Source organism: Alteromonas ulvae (genome assembly GCF_048987005.1).
Lineage (GTDB): Bacteria > Pseudomonadota > Gammaproteobacteria > Enterobacterales > Alteromonadaceae > Alteromonas.
The window spans coordinates 3,484,544-3,500,660 of sequence record NZ_CP185261.1 but is presented as its reverse complement, the minus strand read 5'-3'; the positions used below and the strand labels follow the sequence as shown (position 1 = coordinate 3,500,660).

Below are 16,117 nucleotides of genomic sequence, written 5' to 3'. Positions count from 1 at the left end.
TCTCAGCGCCATTCTAATGAGAAAATGGTATTAAGCTGGATTGTGGGAATATAGCCTTATTAAGTCACTCTTGTTCTGCGTTGTGAGATTCGAATAATTTCAAGGTAAGAAAAAGTTGAGCCTTGACTTGATTGAACAATGTTTCTAAAGCGTCAAACTCTGCTTCTATAGCATGCTCTTCTAGCATAGCTAGAGTGTTGTAAAGCGCAGCTGCGCCGACGTCACCACAATTGCCTTTAAAAGCATGGGCGTCCATTCTAATCTGCTCTCTGTCTTGCGCAGCGAATGCAGTGGTTAGAGATTGAACTTTTAGATCGCACTCGTTAGTGAACAACTGAATGAGTTGGTCTAACAATTTATGTCTTCCGCTCAATCGTGATAGGGCACTTTCCTTATCCCATAAAGTATCATTTTCTTGGTTGATTTTTTGCTGCGAAGGCGCCTCTGATAGTGTTTCTTCATATTCGTCGACGACAACAGTATTAGGCGACAACGCTTTGTTTGTATTAAATTGGTCGGTTATTTTTCCAATCAGAATATCCGGTTCAATAGGCTTTGTCACATAATCGTTCATGCCCACCTGATAACATTTATCACTCTCGCCTTTCATGGCATTAGCGGTGACGGCTATAATATGAATAGACCGGTAGCCTTGGCCGGCGTCTCCACGTCTAATCGCTTTTGTGGTGTCGTAACCATCCATAACCGGCATATTACAGTCCATCATAATAAGGTCGAAAGTGTGAGGCGATTTTGTGAGCACATCTAATGCTTCTTTACCATTTCTTGCAGTGGCTAACGTAACGCCGAGAGGCTCTAAAATAAACTGCGCGACCTGCAGATTAATTTCATTGTCATCAACGATCAACACGCTATGTGACTTAAAAGAGACCAGGCCAAACCCAGACTCGGCGCTCCGAGCATTTTTTGCCTCAATGGCAGTTGTTCGACCATTCGATAAATAATCACTTAGTTTTGAAACAAAAACAGAACGGTATAAAGGAGTAATTAAATTAATCGAGTTGCTTGGTAAACTAAGTGAAGATTGAGGCGATTCAGATATCTGACGTGGTCAACCAAAATTGACCAACCCAGTTAAGCTACTTTCTTCTGTTTCAATGCTGCCACTTCATACTGATTCGGACTCATATATCCTAAGTATGAATGTAACCGCATCGGATTATAAAACATCGCGATGTACTGCAAGATATCTTGCTGTGCTTCGAGACGGGTTTGATATGACTTCCAATGCACACGTTCTTGTTTCAGTGTACCGAAGAAACTCTCTACCACGGCATTATCCCAACAGTCGCCTTTTCGACTCATGCTGCCAATAAAACCATGGCCTTTCAATAATCGACGATACTGGTCACTTGCATACTGACTTCCTCTGTCAGAATGAACAATCAATCCTGGCTTCGGGCGACGTTGCCAAATCGCCATTGTCAGTGCATCGCAAACAAGCTTGGCCTTCATTCGTGAACCCATACTCCAGCCCACAACCTTCCGCGAGAACAGATCAATAACCACGGCTAAATACAACCAACCTTCACGTGTCCAGACGTAGGTAATATCGCAAACATACGCTTGGTCCGGTGCGTTAACGTCAAACTCACGGTTGAGTACATTGTCGAATACGGGCTTGTCGTGATCACTATTGGTGGTGATTTTATACTTCTTCTTGTATCGAACCTTTACGTTGGCTTCTTTCATTAACTGCCGCGTTTGCTGTCGGCCTACTGGATAACCTAAACAGTTCAATGCTCGCTGCATTCTGCGGCTACCGTATGTATGCTCACTCGCAACATCTATGGCTTCAATCCATTCGAGCATCTCAGCTTTTTCGTTATCCTTCTGCGTCTGCGGCCATTCCTGCTTCTTCACATACCGGTAGAAGCCATTTCTATTCACGCCCAACAGTCGACACATTAAATCGACTGGATAGGTCTTTTTACGTTGCGCGATGAAACGATATTTTATTTCGTTTCCTTGGCGAAAAAGACCGTCGCTTCCTTTAATATGCGCTTTTCCATTTCAAGCTGTTTGACCTGCGCTTTAAGTCGACGGATCTCTTCTTGCTCTGGTGTTAATTTACCGTTGCCCCTAAATGCTTGCCCATCATCATCTTGCTGGTATTCCTTGACCCAGCGACTGATCATCTGATTGTTAACATCTAACATTTTGGCAACATCGGTTCTGCTATGGCCTTGATCAAGCACAAGACTAACCGCATCGAGTTTAAATTCTTTGGTGTAACGCTTTCTTTCAGGCATCTCTTTCTCCAGTTAAGCTGATATTATACTCTTAACTGGACTGGTCAATTCAATTGGACCACGTCAATCACCATCAGTTTGATAGTCTGTGTGATTGAGGAAGGGAGTCCATTCCAACAGTCTTTGAATAAAGCAAAGTCTGGGTGCTGATAATCGATAACTAAAACGGAGTATGGTTTGAACATTGGCGGTGAAAATGGAGCACTCAGCGTTACAGCCTCGCCACCAAGGGAATTCACCATGTTATGCAAAAATGACAGTAACCCTGGGTTTTGAACGATTAAGCCTGCGCTTTTTTCTGCCATCAAACTTGTGGTGTTGTCTTGTTTTTCCCTCCAATCTTCAACAGGAATGTCTAAACTAAAAACAGAACCTTTATGCCGCACCGAGCTAACTGATATTTCCCCACCTAAGAGTAAGAGTATCTGCTTACAAATTGATAGTCCTAGACCGGTGCCGCCATATTTAGCTGAGGTAGTGTCATCTGCTTGAACAAAGGGTTCAAATAAACTGTCTACTTTGTCAGCTGCGATCCCAACGCCCGTATCCTTCACTTCAATATGTAAATAGCTGACGTGCGGTTTGATATCACTCCACACCTTAACCCAAATCTCGCCTTTCTCGGTAAACTTTATTGCATTATTGAGTAGATTGTTGAGTACTTGTGTGAGTCTATGTGGGTCGCAGTAAATTTGAGCAAAGCCCAACTCTGTGGTGTCGATATAAAGAGTAAGATTTTTTTCTTTTGCAATAACCGACATCGTACTGGTTACGCTCTCGAATAGCGATTCTGGTTCGAAGTAGCGGTAGTTGAGCTCTAGCTTACCTGCTTCGATTTTTGATAGATCTAAAATGTCGTTAATAACAGCGCGTAGCGAGTCGACGCTATTTTCAGCAATTTTGACAAGGTTGAGTTGCCTCTCACTCAGCACTTCCTTTTTTAATAAACTGGTAGCGCCGACAATACCATTTAACGGCGTACGCATTTCATGACTAACGTTCGAAATAAAGCTAGTTTTTAGTTCACTGGCTTCTAAGGCCTTACCCATTGCTATTTCTAATTCCTCTGTGCGTTTTGCGACAGTCGATTCAAGCTCTTGGTTTATGGCTTCTACTTCAGCTAGTGCAACTTTTTCGCCACTTACATCTTGTATAACTATTGCGTAGGCCGCTTCAGATTCTTGCAAGCGCACCTTCGATGCCTTTATTCGCAGCCATTTTTGTTCTCCGGTGGTAGGGGAATACAGCCAGTCATATTCGGGAAACACCAGTCCTTTAAGGAGTTCTTCCCTTGCAGTATCGAAATGTGAGTCGCCCAGCTGTCGTAAAACATGTGGCAGTGATACTTCTTGAACGTCGCTAACGCGTAATGAAAACAAATCTTCGAATGCCCTATTCACAGAATTAATATGCCATGATGCATTGGTAGTAATAATGGCATCCTCTGCCACATCAACTGCTGCTTCAGACTCTTCAGCTTTACGAAGTAAGTTCGTAAGTCGTAAGTTATTTTTTTGCAGGATAAAAATAGAAATAAGTGAGACAAAAAGTACCCCTACCAGCAAAAGCCATGATTGAATTCGCCGTTTGAATAAGCCGTCTCGGTATTGCTGTTCAGAAAGCAGTAAGGACACTGACAATTTCCCTCCTTTTTCTGTTCGTGCAATGGTGATAGTCTCATGATGTCCAACCCAGCTCCTACCGTTGTGTCTGTATTCGTTCATATCGCTATCAGAAAATGGTGTTTGGTCGTAGATAGAGTTGAAAGTCGCTTCGGGGAACAAGTCGCGACTGTATTGAAGGTCTCTATTAAAGTGTTTAATAAAATAACCGTCGCGGTCAGAGAGCATAATATTGTATTTATTGGTAACAAGCTGCTCTATAGTATCTAGCAATTCAGTTGTGTCGACATTCATTACCAGAACGCCAAAAAATTCATTTGTATTCGTAAAGATGGGGCGTGCTAGACGAACGGTCGGCGTATAAGGAAAAGATAATTCACCGTTTTCTTCATTTAAATCGATGTGTGATGTAAACTCTTGACCTATTCCTAATTCCTTGGCCTGTTGAAAATAAAAGCGTGTACTTTTATCCTGAAGCTCGCTCTCTGAAAGCCTACGTACACTGCCTTCTGTTTTATCAACCCTTATAATTTCATGTCCAGAGGCATCGAGAACGCGTAACTGAAAAACGTTGCCGTTGCTCTTTATCATGCCTTTAAAAATTTTAGACAAGCGTTCTTTAAGGCGCTCTGACGTCGAACCGTCAATAGGGTCTATTCCGTTATTTTTTGATGCACGAGCAAGACCGCTGATGGGAGGGGTGCTGTACAAAAGAGATAAATCGTCATGGAATGCCTCAAATTCGTTGACTAGTAGTGTCTCGAGTTTAAGTATGTCATTTTTTAAATCTTTACTTAGCTCTCTGTTGTAGGTGTCGATAACTTGCTGGTTAGCAAAAAACGTGACAATTATTATACTAATAATGACAAGTACCGAATAAATCCTGAACGGTGAATAGCTTTTCATCAATTTAAATTCCGGTATAAATATTTTTCTTTGAATAAAGTTTCGTACGCATTAATAGTATAACGGTCATTGTCTGGCTTAAAATTAGACTTTCTAATCAATTTACGCAAAAAAAATAGCATGAAATGGACATATATTAATAAAACTTAAAATATGTTCATTAAATAATAAATTAAAGGTCTACAGTTTAAGGATTAAGTTTTAGGTTTCGCGACCGGTAATTTTTGGGTTTAATAGTGATTTCAGTTTACTTTATAGAGGGTGGTGTGTGGTTACGAGTTATGTTGGTGAAATAGCTGCTGGTAGAGGGATTGTTTTGGCAATCGATGACCAAAAATCGGATCTTTTAGTTATCGAAAATGCGCTATCCGACATGTATCGCGTTATTACTACTACGTCGTCTGAAGACGCAATAGTGTTGGCAAAGCAGCACCTGCCTGATGTTATTTTATTAGATATTGATATGCCAAAAATCAACGGTTTTGAGCTATGTAGAGCTATGCAAAGCATTCCCGAACTTTCGTTTTGCAGCTTTATTTTCATCACTAGCCACACCCGGGCATCTATAGAAACAGAAGCTTTTGAATTAGGCGCGGCTGATTTTATTGGAAAGCCGATTCACTTGGATATCTGTCGTCTGCGCGTGCAAAATCAAATACTTATAAAGCAGCAGTCAAGGTCGTTGCACAAAGCCTATTCTCTATTACACAGTGAAAAAACACATTTAAACACCATATTGCGCTCTATCGGCGATGCTGTTGTTGCTACAGACAATAACGAATGTATAACGTTCATTAATACGGTAGCACAAAGGCTCACAGGGTATTCAGAAAAAGAATCACTCAGTAAGCCTATTACAGAAATAATGCACTTACGAGATGCCTCTGATGGTAAATTAATGATAAATCCTTTATCCGTAGCCCTTAAGCAAAGGCGTTCAGTAGCGATGGCACTTAATGCTGAGTTAAAAAGTAAGGACGGCTCTTGCTATCGTGTAGAAGATACAGCCAGCCCTATTTTTGATATGGAAGGTAAGCATATGATTGGGGGAGTAATCGTATTCCAAGACGTAACAGCGTCTGTTGCTATGTCAACGCAAATGACCCATCTTACTCATCACGACCAATTAACCGAGCTTCCCAATAGGGTACTTCTGCACGATAGAATGCTGCAGGCTATTAACTTGTCGCAGGATACCGACATTATGGTTGCCGCCTTACTTATTGATATTGATAATTTTAAATATGTTAATGACGCCAAAGGCCATCATTTAGGCGATACCATAATCAAGCATGTAGCGTCGAGACTAGAGAACGTAGGAGATGCTTACACAACCGTCTCTCGCATCGGAGGCGATGAGTTTGTGATATTGTTAAGCCGGTGCAAAAGTTTTAGCTACATTAATCAAATTGCCAGCAGCGTAATTAGTGTTATCAATACCCCGTTTGAGCTTGATAATCAAGAGCATAGGCTAACGGTAAGCGTAGGCGTGAGTGTGTTTCCAGATGATGCAAAAACACCAGAGCAACTTATGCGACATGCTGACACCGCCATGTACAAAGTAAAAAATGACGGCAAGAATGGCGTTTCTTTTTATGCCAATGAGCTTTCCGAAAATTTAGAGGAGCGTGTGAGCATAGAGCAACTGCTTCACCAGCGTCTTAACGAAGGCGCCATGATAGTTTACTTTCAGCCCAAATTTAGCCTAAAAAGCAATCGCATAACGGGCATGGAAGCGCTGGTAAGGATGGAAGGGCATAACGGTGAACTTATGTCTCCGTTTATATTTGTACCTATTGCTGAAGAGTGCGGATTAATAAACTCTTTAGGGAAAGCGGTGCTAAAAGAGAGCTGTCGCCAGGCAAAAAAATGGCTAGATGATGGCACCCCAGTAAAAGTTGCGGTGAATATAGGTGCATCGCAGTTTAATGAGTATGGTTTCGCTCAAAATGTAAAGGAAACTCTCGCTGAGTATGGTTTGCCAGCACAGTGGCTAGAACTTGAAATTACCGAGTCAGCGCTTATTCAAAATATCACTAGTGCTAAAAAAGCTATTTATTCTTTACAGCAATTAGGCGTGTCTGTAGCGCTTGATGACTTCGGCACAGGTTATTCGAGTTTATCGTATTTAAAGAGTTTTAATTTTGATGTACTAAAAATAGATCGCTCATTTATTATTGATATTGAGACAGACAAGCAGTCTCTGAGCATTGTAAAAGCCATTTTCGATTTATCTAATTCACTTCAGTTAGAGGTGGTGTGTGAAGGTATTGAAACACAGAGCCAAATGCAGGCACTAAAGAAAATGGGGTGTGAGTATGGTCAAGGATATTATTTTGCTTACCCCGAACCAGCTGAAGCACACAATGACTTACTTCAGGAACTTATAGAATAGCAGTGGGAGTCAGCATGCCAGAGCAGGATTACACAACAATCGAACTTCCAAGTGTTCACCGCCGAACTTTATCCGAGTGTTGTGTGCTGGTTGTTGATGATGAAAAGTCAAGTAGGCTAGTGCTTACTTCAGTTATTGAAGAGTTCACTCAATGTTATGAAGTTGATGATAGTTGTTTAGTCTTTGAAACGTGTGAAGATATTCGTCCCGACTTAATATTGCTAGACGTTAATATGCCTCGAAAAGATGGTTTAACGTTGTGTAGGCAATTAAAACGGGATACTCGCTTTGTCGATATTCCAGTGATTTTTATTACAGGAAGTGCAGAACGTGATGTGCAGGACAGGTGCTGGGAAGCTGGGGGAGCAGACTTTATTGAAAAGCCTATAATAGCGTCAACGTTGACTCATCGAGTAAAAAACGCATTGCAAAACACGCTGCGACTATCGCTTCTTAAAGAGTTCATTTTTCATGACCAGTTGACAGAATTATACAATCGTCATTATCTAGCAATGGAAGTGCCACTACTACTTAAGCAAGCGATGCGTAACAAGGAATTTTTTAGCGTAATTATGTTCGATATCGACTATTTTAAGGGGTACAACGACACATATGGGCATATAGAAGGCGATTCCTGTTTAAAGCTGGTTTCCAATACGCTTGTCGGTAAAGTTAATCGACCACAGGATTGCGTTGTACGCTATGGAGGAGAAGAGTTTTTAGTGATATTGCCCTACACATATCCCAATGAATGCATGAGTATAGGCTGTGAGTTAATAGGAGCCGTAAACGCCTTAGCCATCACGAATGAAGCAAGCCCATTAGGCAAAGTAACTGTTAGCGCCGGGTTTTCATCTTGCCAAACATCGCAAAATACGTCGATAGAACAGCTTATCGAAGAGGCAGATAGGGCGTTGTTTGAAGCTAAATCTCAGGGTAAAAACCGCCTTTGTGGTTAGGAAATTGAAAGGACTTTTGACACAAGCCTGAACGAATCCCTTATCAAAACCATTAACTTAACATGAGCCCTATCCTATTCGTAAATCTGGCAGCGCAGTTTCGCAGAGCGTGTGGGCAATCTATGCAGTTCCATTATTTGCACAACCTTGATTGAATGATTTGTTGCATCTTTATTAGCTCAACAACGTGTATCAAAAAGTGGAAAAGAGGGAGTTAAAACGTCAAGCATTCATGAACAATGGTCGATAACCAAACTAACAGTCAAGTAGAGTCCATATCGCATACGTCAGTGTTAAAAGTGACTCTCTATAATGTACTTCAAGTAAATTGACAAAGGCCATCTTATGCATCAGTTCACCATAGACGTTACATTTACTGCACCTCTTTCGTTTATTTACGCTTCATTTCATGAAGTTGAGTACCTCTCACAGTGGTTTGCGCCGGGTAACTGCTCAGTTACGCAAGTGATGAACGATTTTAAAGAAGGCGGACGATATCGAATTAAGATGATGGAGCCAAATGGTGTAGAAATGTCTCTAACAGGCGAATACGTAACTATACTCACCGATGAGCAATTGGCTTTTTCATGGGCGTGGGAAGATAACTTAGACGAGTCTCATATTACTTCCGTAAACCTTCATTTTAAGGAAGTAGAGCCTGATCGTATAAACGTAGTGTTAATGCAAAGTGGCTTCGTTAATAAAGAAGAATGCAATCAGCATGAATATGCGTGGATGTCATGTTTGGAAAAACTAGCGGTATTAGCCGACAGGCAAAAGGCGTTAAATTAAGGCGTTAAATTAAATAGTGTTAACGCCATCAGTACTACATGTTTTGTGACAGGATCCTGCTTTAACTTCAATTGATAACGCTCGTTTATATTGCGTGATAGCACGTGTAGTGGGAGCAGGTATGAGCGTTGTTGCACTATGGCCGTTTTTGTTCCGTGTTTCCTCAAATTTGATCTATTTATCACTTCACTTTTTTCACATAAAAAGTGAGTATTACCGGTACATCATTCGCTCTCTGATCTTGGATTTGTTATGGCATCAGCAACGTCATCAACACAGCGCTCTTCTGCATTGTCTGAACAGTTTACGTCGTTACTTCACACATTAATGCGTCAACCCAGTGTAGTAGGCAATGAACATGCGTTTTTTCGCGTATTGCAGCGAGAATTGGAAGAACGCGGTGCAACCGTCACTTGGTATGAGGGATTACTGGTTGCTCAAGGCAAGCAGCCCGACCAACTTTACTTGTCTGCCCATATTGATAGACACGGTTTAATTTGTACCGGCCCTAACGAGTTTCAGTACGCTGCGTTTGTTGCTGGAGCGCGTTCCGATTTGCTTGGCAACTCTGTGTCGGAGCAACTGATGAATAAAATTGTGGGCCGTTTTCAGGGGGAGAAGGTCTTTGCGTATGAACCTTGGTCTGGCAGCTATCGAGGAGCAGGGGTAATAGAATCGGCGAGCGTATGTGAATTTCGCAATAACCTCATTTTTTCACTTAAAGGATTGGAACATCTTGTCGCTGGCACCCCTGTGGCATTCAACGATAGCTTATCTATCGAGGGCGACTTTATTGTGGGTCAGCTAGATAATGTGCTGTGCGCAGCGGTGTTGGTTTATCTTTTCGAGCAGGGTTTCGAAGGCACGGCATTTTTTACGGCTCAGGAAGAAGCGGGTAAAAGTTGGCGCTACTTACTCGAGTGGTTCAGACGTTTTGGCGGACAAACAAATCAGCTTGTTGTAGTAGACACCAGCCCCTTTGATACACATGAGCTTGCAGCATCACAAGACCTAGTACTCAGACATAAAGATGCCAACGCCAGCTTCAATAGCGAACTAACCGCAAAACTTCAATTACTGTGCGACGAAATGAGCTATTCGACGCTGTACAAAGACACGTATGTCGAGCAGAAGAATGCGCTTAAAAGTGCAGACGAAACACCTACATCTCTTGGTTCGACCGAATTGGGGCGTATCATTGCGGCATCGTCGGGTTTAGTTGATGGTACGACCTTGCAAATTCCAAGTAGCGGATATCATACCATGCAAGAGTCTGCGCCTTTAAAATCAGTGGCCGCCTTTATAAATTTATTGAGCAACATGATAGCAAAGTGAATCATGCTCTCGCTGAACACGCGACCACTTTAAATCGAGAAACTCTGCACGTTATAGATGAAAACTCACAACTCATCGCATTTTTACTCTGCGCTTAATTTAAACAGTTCTATGATAAAAAAGATGACCCAGAGTGTGACGGCAAAGGCAGGTAAACAACAAAAAACGCCTAATCGTGGTAAAACAATTAGGCGTTGTTGTTCATTACTTTATGGCAGTAAGAATTAGGTTAGCGAAGACATTGCCGCTTTACCGCTTGATTCGCGATAGGTTTCATAGTCGGTGTAGCCTTCTTCGTCGCCGCCATACCACGTAGAAGGGTCGTCAAACGGTGTAAGTGGGTAGTTGTGCTTAAAGCGTGTTGGAAGGTCTGGATTGGTTATCCATGGTCTACCAAAAGCAATCATGTCGCCGTCGCCGTCGCTAATGCGTTTTTCTGCTTCTTCTTTCGTGTATCCGCAGTTACCAATAATCATACCGTCGAACAGCGCTCTAAACTCTGCAAGAGTCATTGGCTCGCCACGCTCGTGGAAACCAAAAGCCAGTCCGTCCATTACATGCAAATAACCAACTTTCAGCTTGTTAAGCTGCTGTGCTACGTACGTAAAGGTTTCTCTGTAGTCGTCGGCACCCATGTCGTTGAACACACCATTGGGTGATAAACGAACGCCTACATCGTCTGCAGGCCAAACGCTCAGCACTGCATCCATTACCTCAGAAAGAAAACGATAGCGGTTTTCGATACTGCCACCATAGTTATCGTTACGCTGATTGCTGCGTCCATCTAAAAATTGATTGATTAGATAACCATTGGCTGCATGAACCTCGATACCATCAAAACCAGCGGCTTTTGCATTTATTGCCGCTTTTTTGAAATCTTCTACCGTGCGCTGAATATCATCAGCGGTCATAGCGCGGGGTACTTCGTAAGGTTTTTTACCCTTAGGGGTATGAATTTCGTCGCCTTCAATCTTGATAGCCGATGCTGAAAAAGGTAGCTCGCCGTTGTGAAAGTCGCTGTGCGATGCGCGGCCTGTATGCCATAGCTGCAGCACAATTTTCCCGCCTGCGTGGTGGACGCGATCAATGACTGAACGCCAGCCTTCTACCATTTCATCGTTATAGATACCGGGAGCATTTACCCAGCCCACACCTTCTGGAGAAATTGATGTGGCTTCAGAAATGATAAGGCCTGCATCGGCACGCTGTACGTACTGATCGCCCATTATTTTATTAGGAATGCTTTCGTTGCCAGCGCGTCCGCGGGTCATTGGTGCAAGCACCATTCTGTTCTGTAATGTTTTTCCTGCCCACTCTATGGGTTGGAATAATGCTGAATCTGTCATTAAGTATCCTTTATGGTTTCTACTTTAGTGGTAGTAAATACATAAGTGGATGTAACTTGGATTGATTCAATAGGCGATATTAGTGCGAAATTATATATTAAAGATGTTTTGAGTCTTTAAAGGCTCGCTTTGTAACTGAGGAAGCCGGTGAAATGTTCGTATTGATGCAAAATCAGCACGCTAGTTCTTTTTGTAAAGCGCTCCAAGAACAGCAGCTCTACTTGCTCCGGTGACTTGCGGCACATTGCCTGTAATATCATGAAGGTAAGCAAACGCTAGCCAAGCAAATGCGGCCCCTTCAACATGCTGAGGGTGAATGCCCACATGGTCAGAAGTGAGTACGGTATAGCTTGATGGCTGGCTAGAAGAGTTAGGGAGTGAACTAGAAGCCAAGTCAGCAGCCAAGTTAGCAGCCAAGTTAGAAGAAGGTTCAGCAGGTGTCTCAAAAGCTAAGTCGGAAGCTAGCTGATTCATTAACACATTATTGAAGGTGCCGCCGCCACAAACAATCACTTCAATATTGTTTTGCTCGAAGGAGCTTTCAATATGGTTCGTATGCTGAGTACTTACCACTTGCTGTATTGCATTGGTAATGGTTTTAGCCGTAAGTTGCAACAGCGTGGCTTGAATATCGACGGGGCGAAAAGCGTTGTCTTTACTGCTTTCATCAATGTATCCGGCTCTCTCAGAAAAGAAAGGTGATAAATAATGGCTGAGCCAATCGATATTAAAATACTCTCTGCCGGTACTTTTAGGGAAAGGTGAGGAGAAGTATGTGTCACTTAACATGTGATTCAACAGCGGCTGATTCACGCGTCCCTGGGCTGCCCAGCTGCCGTTGCTATCGAACGGTTGGTTTAAATGTAGGCGTATCCAATTGTCCATTAGTGTATTGCCAGGCCCAGTGTCAAAGCCTAAAGGTGGACGTTGCTGATAAGCAGGTGGAACAACAGTAATATTGGCAATGCCGCCAATATTAACCAGTATTCGATATTTTGAGGTGTGTGCGAATACCGCATTATGGTAGGCCGGTACTAGGGGGGCACCTTGACCTCCAAGGGCAATATCTTTTTTCCTAAAGTCGGCAACCACATCAATTCCGGTGAGTACGGCAAGGGTATTGGCATCGCCAATTTGACAGGTAAACGTGCGTAGGTTGTCTTTGCTAAAGCTGAGGGAAAGCACGTTGCAGTCTGGGTGATGTCTTATGGTTTGTCCGTGGGATCCGATTGCTGTGATATCACTAGCAGATAGGTTTTCTTGCGCTAACAGGGCGTGCACAGCGTCGGCAAATACCTCGGCGACTAGTCTGTCGGCTATCGCTAGGGTATTGAGTTCATTGTCGCCTGTTATGCATAACGCGTTCAAGGCAGTAAGTAACTCATCGGAATAGGGAAAAGAATAGGCGGCAAGTGTTTGGCATCGGTAACCGAAAGCATCACCGGAAATATCACAAAGGACGGCGTCTACGCCGTCCATACTCGTCCCTGACATCAATCCAATGTATTTTGCCATTTAGTTAGTATTCACATAGCCATTTATATTATTAACGCATAGCAAGCATAATGCGCTTGTTATTATCCAGTTGCTGTTGTCTTACCGACGCAATTTCCATAAATTGCGCTTTCTCTTCTTTTGCTATAGGTAATGCTTTAGGCAACTGGACTGTTCTTGGATTGCGGTGCACGCCATCTACTAAAAACTCGTAATGAAGGTGTGGACCTGAGGCAAGGCCAGTACTGCCTAAGTAACCCACCGTTTGACCCTGTTTAACCGTATCGCCTACTTGTACTGCACGCTTTTTGAAGTGAAGGTATTTCGTGGTGTACTTCTCTCCGTGTTTAATAAATACGTGGTGACCATTGTATTTATCGTAAGCCGATTTAATTACTTTGCCATCGCCTGCTGCCATAACCGGCGTTCCCACTTTGGCGACATAGTCGGTACCTCTGTGTGCCTTCCATCGTTTTTGTACGGGATGAAAACGGGCCTTAGTGAAGTTAGAGCTGACATATCGAAAATTAATAGGCGCACGTAAAAAACTCTTACGCATACTGCGCCCGTCGGGCGTGTAGTATCTGCCATCTTCATGCAAAATAGCGCTAAACTGCTCGCCTTGGTTGGTAAATTCAGCGGCAACAATATCGCCATAGCCAACAAACTCACCATCGATGTACTGCTCTTCAAATACCACGTTGAAGGTATCTCCAGCGCGTATCTCCATGGCAAAATCGATATCCCAACCAAAAATACCCGCTAAATTCATAATTTGGTTGCTGCTCATACCCGCATCGCGGGCGGCGTTCCAAAAGCTAGACGTTATTTCGCCCTGAGCAAAATTATAGCGAATATCTACGCTGCGCTTTTCTAGCTCTACGACTAATGCGTCTGAACTAACGTTGGTGTGCCCATTTGTATCGCTTTGAGATTTATTGCGGCGTACCAGCAACGTTTCGGTTGCCGATAAGGCGTATTTCAATTCGCCAAAGCGACCTTCGCGGTCAGCTTTAAACGACAGTTCGTCGCCTGGGAGTAAAGTAACTAAGGTTTTCGCGAGCTCTCCCGCATTGGTAACGTTATAGACATCACGTGAAGTAAAGCCTGCGCGTTTAAAAATTTTTGCTAACGTGTCACCACTTCTTACTTTATAAGTCTGCCAAGGTGATTCTTCTTCACCAATGAAAACGTCGGAGGACGAGGTGAGTTGAAGTGTAACGGGGTAGCGTATGCCCGCATCAAGAGATAATGCCTCTTGGTGGCGACTCGCTTCTACCGGCTCCGATGGTAAAAGAATAAGCGCACCTAAAAACATGCTGGCTATTGCGAGGCTTGTTCTGTGCTGCTTTGGTAACTTTCTAATCAAATTGACAGCTTTAGAAGTGTCTATTTTTTTCGCCATTTCTTTTCTCATTTATTTTCTCTTTCTACTGCCTTCTAGAGAAATACTGTCTACATAGTACTATTCATCAAATACTATGTCACATAGGTTGCTTAAAAATGCAACTTTTCTTGCTGGTTTGTTTATCTAAATGCCTCCTAAGAGAAAAATAAAAAGAGTATAAACACACAGATAAATTCTTACTTGATAAAGCGGCAACCGCTGATAGCTCAATTTTGACGAGTAAACCTTTTAATGGTTCCGTAGTGTGCGTAAAATGCCGACCAAAGTGAATTAGTGTTATCAAAGAGTGTGAATAATAAATGAATGACTGGCAAACAGCTCTCGCAGAAATTAAACGGGGTGTTGATGAGATTCTCCCTGAAGACGATTTAATAGAGAAACTTAAATCTGGCAAAACCCTAACAATCAAAGCTGGTTTTGATCCAACTGCGCCTGATCTTCACCTTGGTCATACTGTTTTGATCAATAAGCTTCGTACCTTTCAGCAGCTAGGTCATAAGGTTGTTTTTCTTATTGGTGATTTTACCGGTCTTATTGGCGACCCAACAGGTAAAAACGTCACGCGTAAGCCATTAAGCAAAGAGCAAGTCTTAGAAAATGCAAAAACCTATCAAGAGCAGGTTTTTAACATTCTAGATAGAGACCAAACGGAGATACGTTTTAACTCTGAGTGGATGGATAGCCTTGGCGCGGCTGGCATGATCAAGTTAGCGGCCAGCCAAACGGTGGCTCGTATGCTAGAACGTGACGACTTTAAAAAGCGTTATAACAACGGTCAGCCAATCGCCATTCACGAGTTTCTTTACCCACTGGTTCAGGGCTGGGATTCTGTTGCACTTAAATCTGATGTGGAGCTTGGCGGAACCGACCAGCGTTTCAACCTGCTTATGGGGCGTGAGCTTCAAAAAGAGCAGGGCTTAAGTCAGCAGTCTATTGTAATGGTGCCGCTGCTAGAAGGCCTAGATGGCGTTCAAAAAATGTCGAAGTCGCTCAATAACTATATCGGCATTACCGATGCACCTAACGATATGTTCGGTAAAGTAATGTCAATTTCTGATGATTTAATGTGGCGATACTACGACTTACTCAGTTTCAGGCCGTTAGAAGAGATTGCCAGCCTTAAAACCCGTGTTGCTGATGGTGAAAATCCTCGTGACATTAAAATTCTGCTTGCGAAAGAGATTATTGCTCGCTTCCATGACGAAGCCGCAGCTGAAGACGCCCATCAAGACTTTATTCAGCGTTTCCAAAAGAACGCAATTCCAGATGACATGCCTGAATTAGACATTACCCTGCCTGCCGATGGCGTAGCTATTGGTAACTTGCTAAAAGAGGCAAAGCTTGTGGGCTCAACCTCAGATGCAATGAGAATGATTAAGCAGGGTGCAGTTAAAATTAACGGCGACAAAGTAGAAGATACACGCCTTGTGCTTGTTGAAAAGGGCGAAAATGTTTACCAAGTGGGTAAACGCAAATTTGCTCGTATCATGCTTTCTTAATTCAAAGGTCTACACGGTAAACTTGCGAGTACTTAAGGCGAAAGATAAACGTTTAACAAGAAAAACTGTAAAAATATCAGAAGCCTGT

At 42.8% G+C, this 16,117-nt stretch carries 11 protein-coding genes; 5 read left to right on the top strand and 6 right to left on the bottom strand.

From position 1 onward, the window contains the following. Nucleotides 1-64 precede the first annotated feature (64 nt). The 3 genes from ACOJR9_RS15215 to ACOJR9_RS15205 all read right to left on the bottom strand — a co-directional run bounded on the left by ACOJR9_RS15215 (nt 65) and on the right by ACOJR9_RS15205 (nt 4,801). On the bottom strand, nt 65-871 hold the full coding sequence (locus ACOJR9_RS15215) for a response regulator (protein WP_420933768.1): 807 nt from the start codon (nt 869-871) through the stop codon (nt 65-67). Between the two features lie 224 nt (nt 872-1,095). Beyond that, a protein-coding gene (locus ACOJR9_RS15210; RefSeq protein WP_420933767.1) for an IS3 family transposase occupies nt 1,096-2,273 on the bottom strand; the annotation gives its coding sequence in 2 pieces (ribosomal slippage) (nt 1,096-2,024 and nt 2,024-2,273; 1,179 coding nt in all). Nucleotides 2,274-2,317: 44 nt separating this feature from the next. Next, nucleotides 2,318-4,801: an ATP-binding protein gene (locus ACOJR9_RS15205; protein WP_420933766.1), complete on the bottom strand. Its 2,484-nt coding sequence runs from the start codon at nt 4,799-4,801 to the stop codon at nt 2,318-2,320. A 268-nt stretch (nt 4,802-5,069) separates the two neighbouring features. Here ACOJR9_RS15205 and ACOJR9_RS15200 point away from each other — a divergent pair, with 268 nt between their 5' ends. The 4 genes from ACOJR9_RS15200 to ACOJR9_RS15185 all read left to right on the top strand — a co-directional run bounded on the left by ACOJR9_RS15200 (nt 5,070) and on the right by ACOJR9_RS15185 (nt 10,282). Further along, the gene (locus tag ACOJR9_RS15200) at nt 5,070-7,196 is read left to right on the top strand and encodes a putative bifunctional diguanylate cyclase/phosphodiesterase (protein WP_420933765.1); all 2,127 of its coding nucleotides are present in this window, start codon (nt 5,070-5,072) and stop codon (nt 7,194-7,196) included. A 14-nt stretch (nt 7,197-7,210) separates the two neighbouring features. Beyond that, on the top strand, nt 7,211-8,155 hold the full coding sequence (locus tag ACOJR9_RS15195; protein WP_420933764.1) for a diguanylate cyclase: 945 nt from the start codon (nt 7,211-7,213) through the stop codon (nt 8,153-8,155). 345 nt (nt 8,156-8,500) lie between these two features. Then, nucleotides 8,501-8,947: an SRPBCC family protein gene (locus ACOJR9_RS15190; RefSeq protein ID WP_420933763.1), complete on the top strand. Its 447-nt coding sequence runs from the start codon at nt 8,501-8,503 to the stop codon at nt 8,945-8,947. A 252-nt stretch (nt 8,948-9,199) separates the two neighbouring features. After that, a complete protein-coding gene (locus ACOJR9_RS15185) occupies nt 9,200-10,282 on the top strand; it encodes a peptidase M42 (protein WP_420933762.1) in 1,083 nt (360 codons plus the stop codon). Between the two features lie 224 nt (nt 10,283-10,506). Here ACOJR9_RS15185 and ACOJR9_RS15180 read toward each other — a convergent pair whose 3' ends face one another. The 3 genes from ACOJR9_RS15180 to ACOJR9_RS15170 form a co-directional block, all read right to left on the bottom strand. Next, the gene (locus ACOJR9_RS15180; protein ID WP_420933761.1) at nt 10,507-11,628 is read right to left on the bottom strand and encodes an alkene reductase; all 1,122 of its coding nucleotides are present in this window, start codon (nt 11,626-11,628) and stop codon (nt 10,507-10,509) included. Between the two features lie 180 nt (nt 11,629-11,808). Then, nucleotides 11,809-13,143, bottom strand: coding sequence for an anhydro-N-acetylmuramic acid kinase (locus tag ACOJR9_RS15175; RefSeq protein ID WP_420933760.1), 1,335 nt, complete (start codon nt 13,141-13,143; stop codon nt 11,809-11,811). A 31-nt stretch (nt 13,144-13,174) separates the two neighbouring features. After that, nucleotides 13,175-14,527, bottom strand: coding sequence for an OapA family protein (locus ACOJR9_RS15170; protein ID WP_420936150.1), 1,353 nt, complete (start codon nt 14,525-14,527; stop codon nt 13,175-13,177). A gap of 302 nt (nt 14,528-14,829) precedes the next feature. Between ACOJR9_RS15170 and tyrS the strand changes: the two genes are divergently transcribed. Next, complete coding sequence (gene tyrS / locus ACOJR9_RS15165; RefSeq protein ID WP_420933759.1) at nt 14,830-16,029, top strand: tyrosine--tRNA ligase; 1,200 nt, start codon at nt 14,830-14,832, stop codon at nt 16,027-16,029. Nucleotides 16,030-16,117 lie beyond the last annotated feature (88 nt).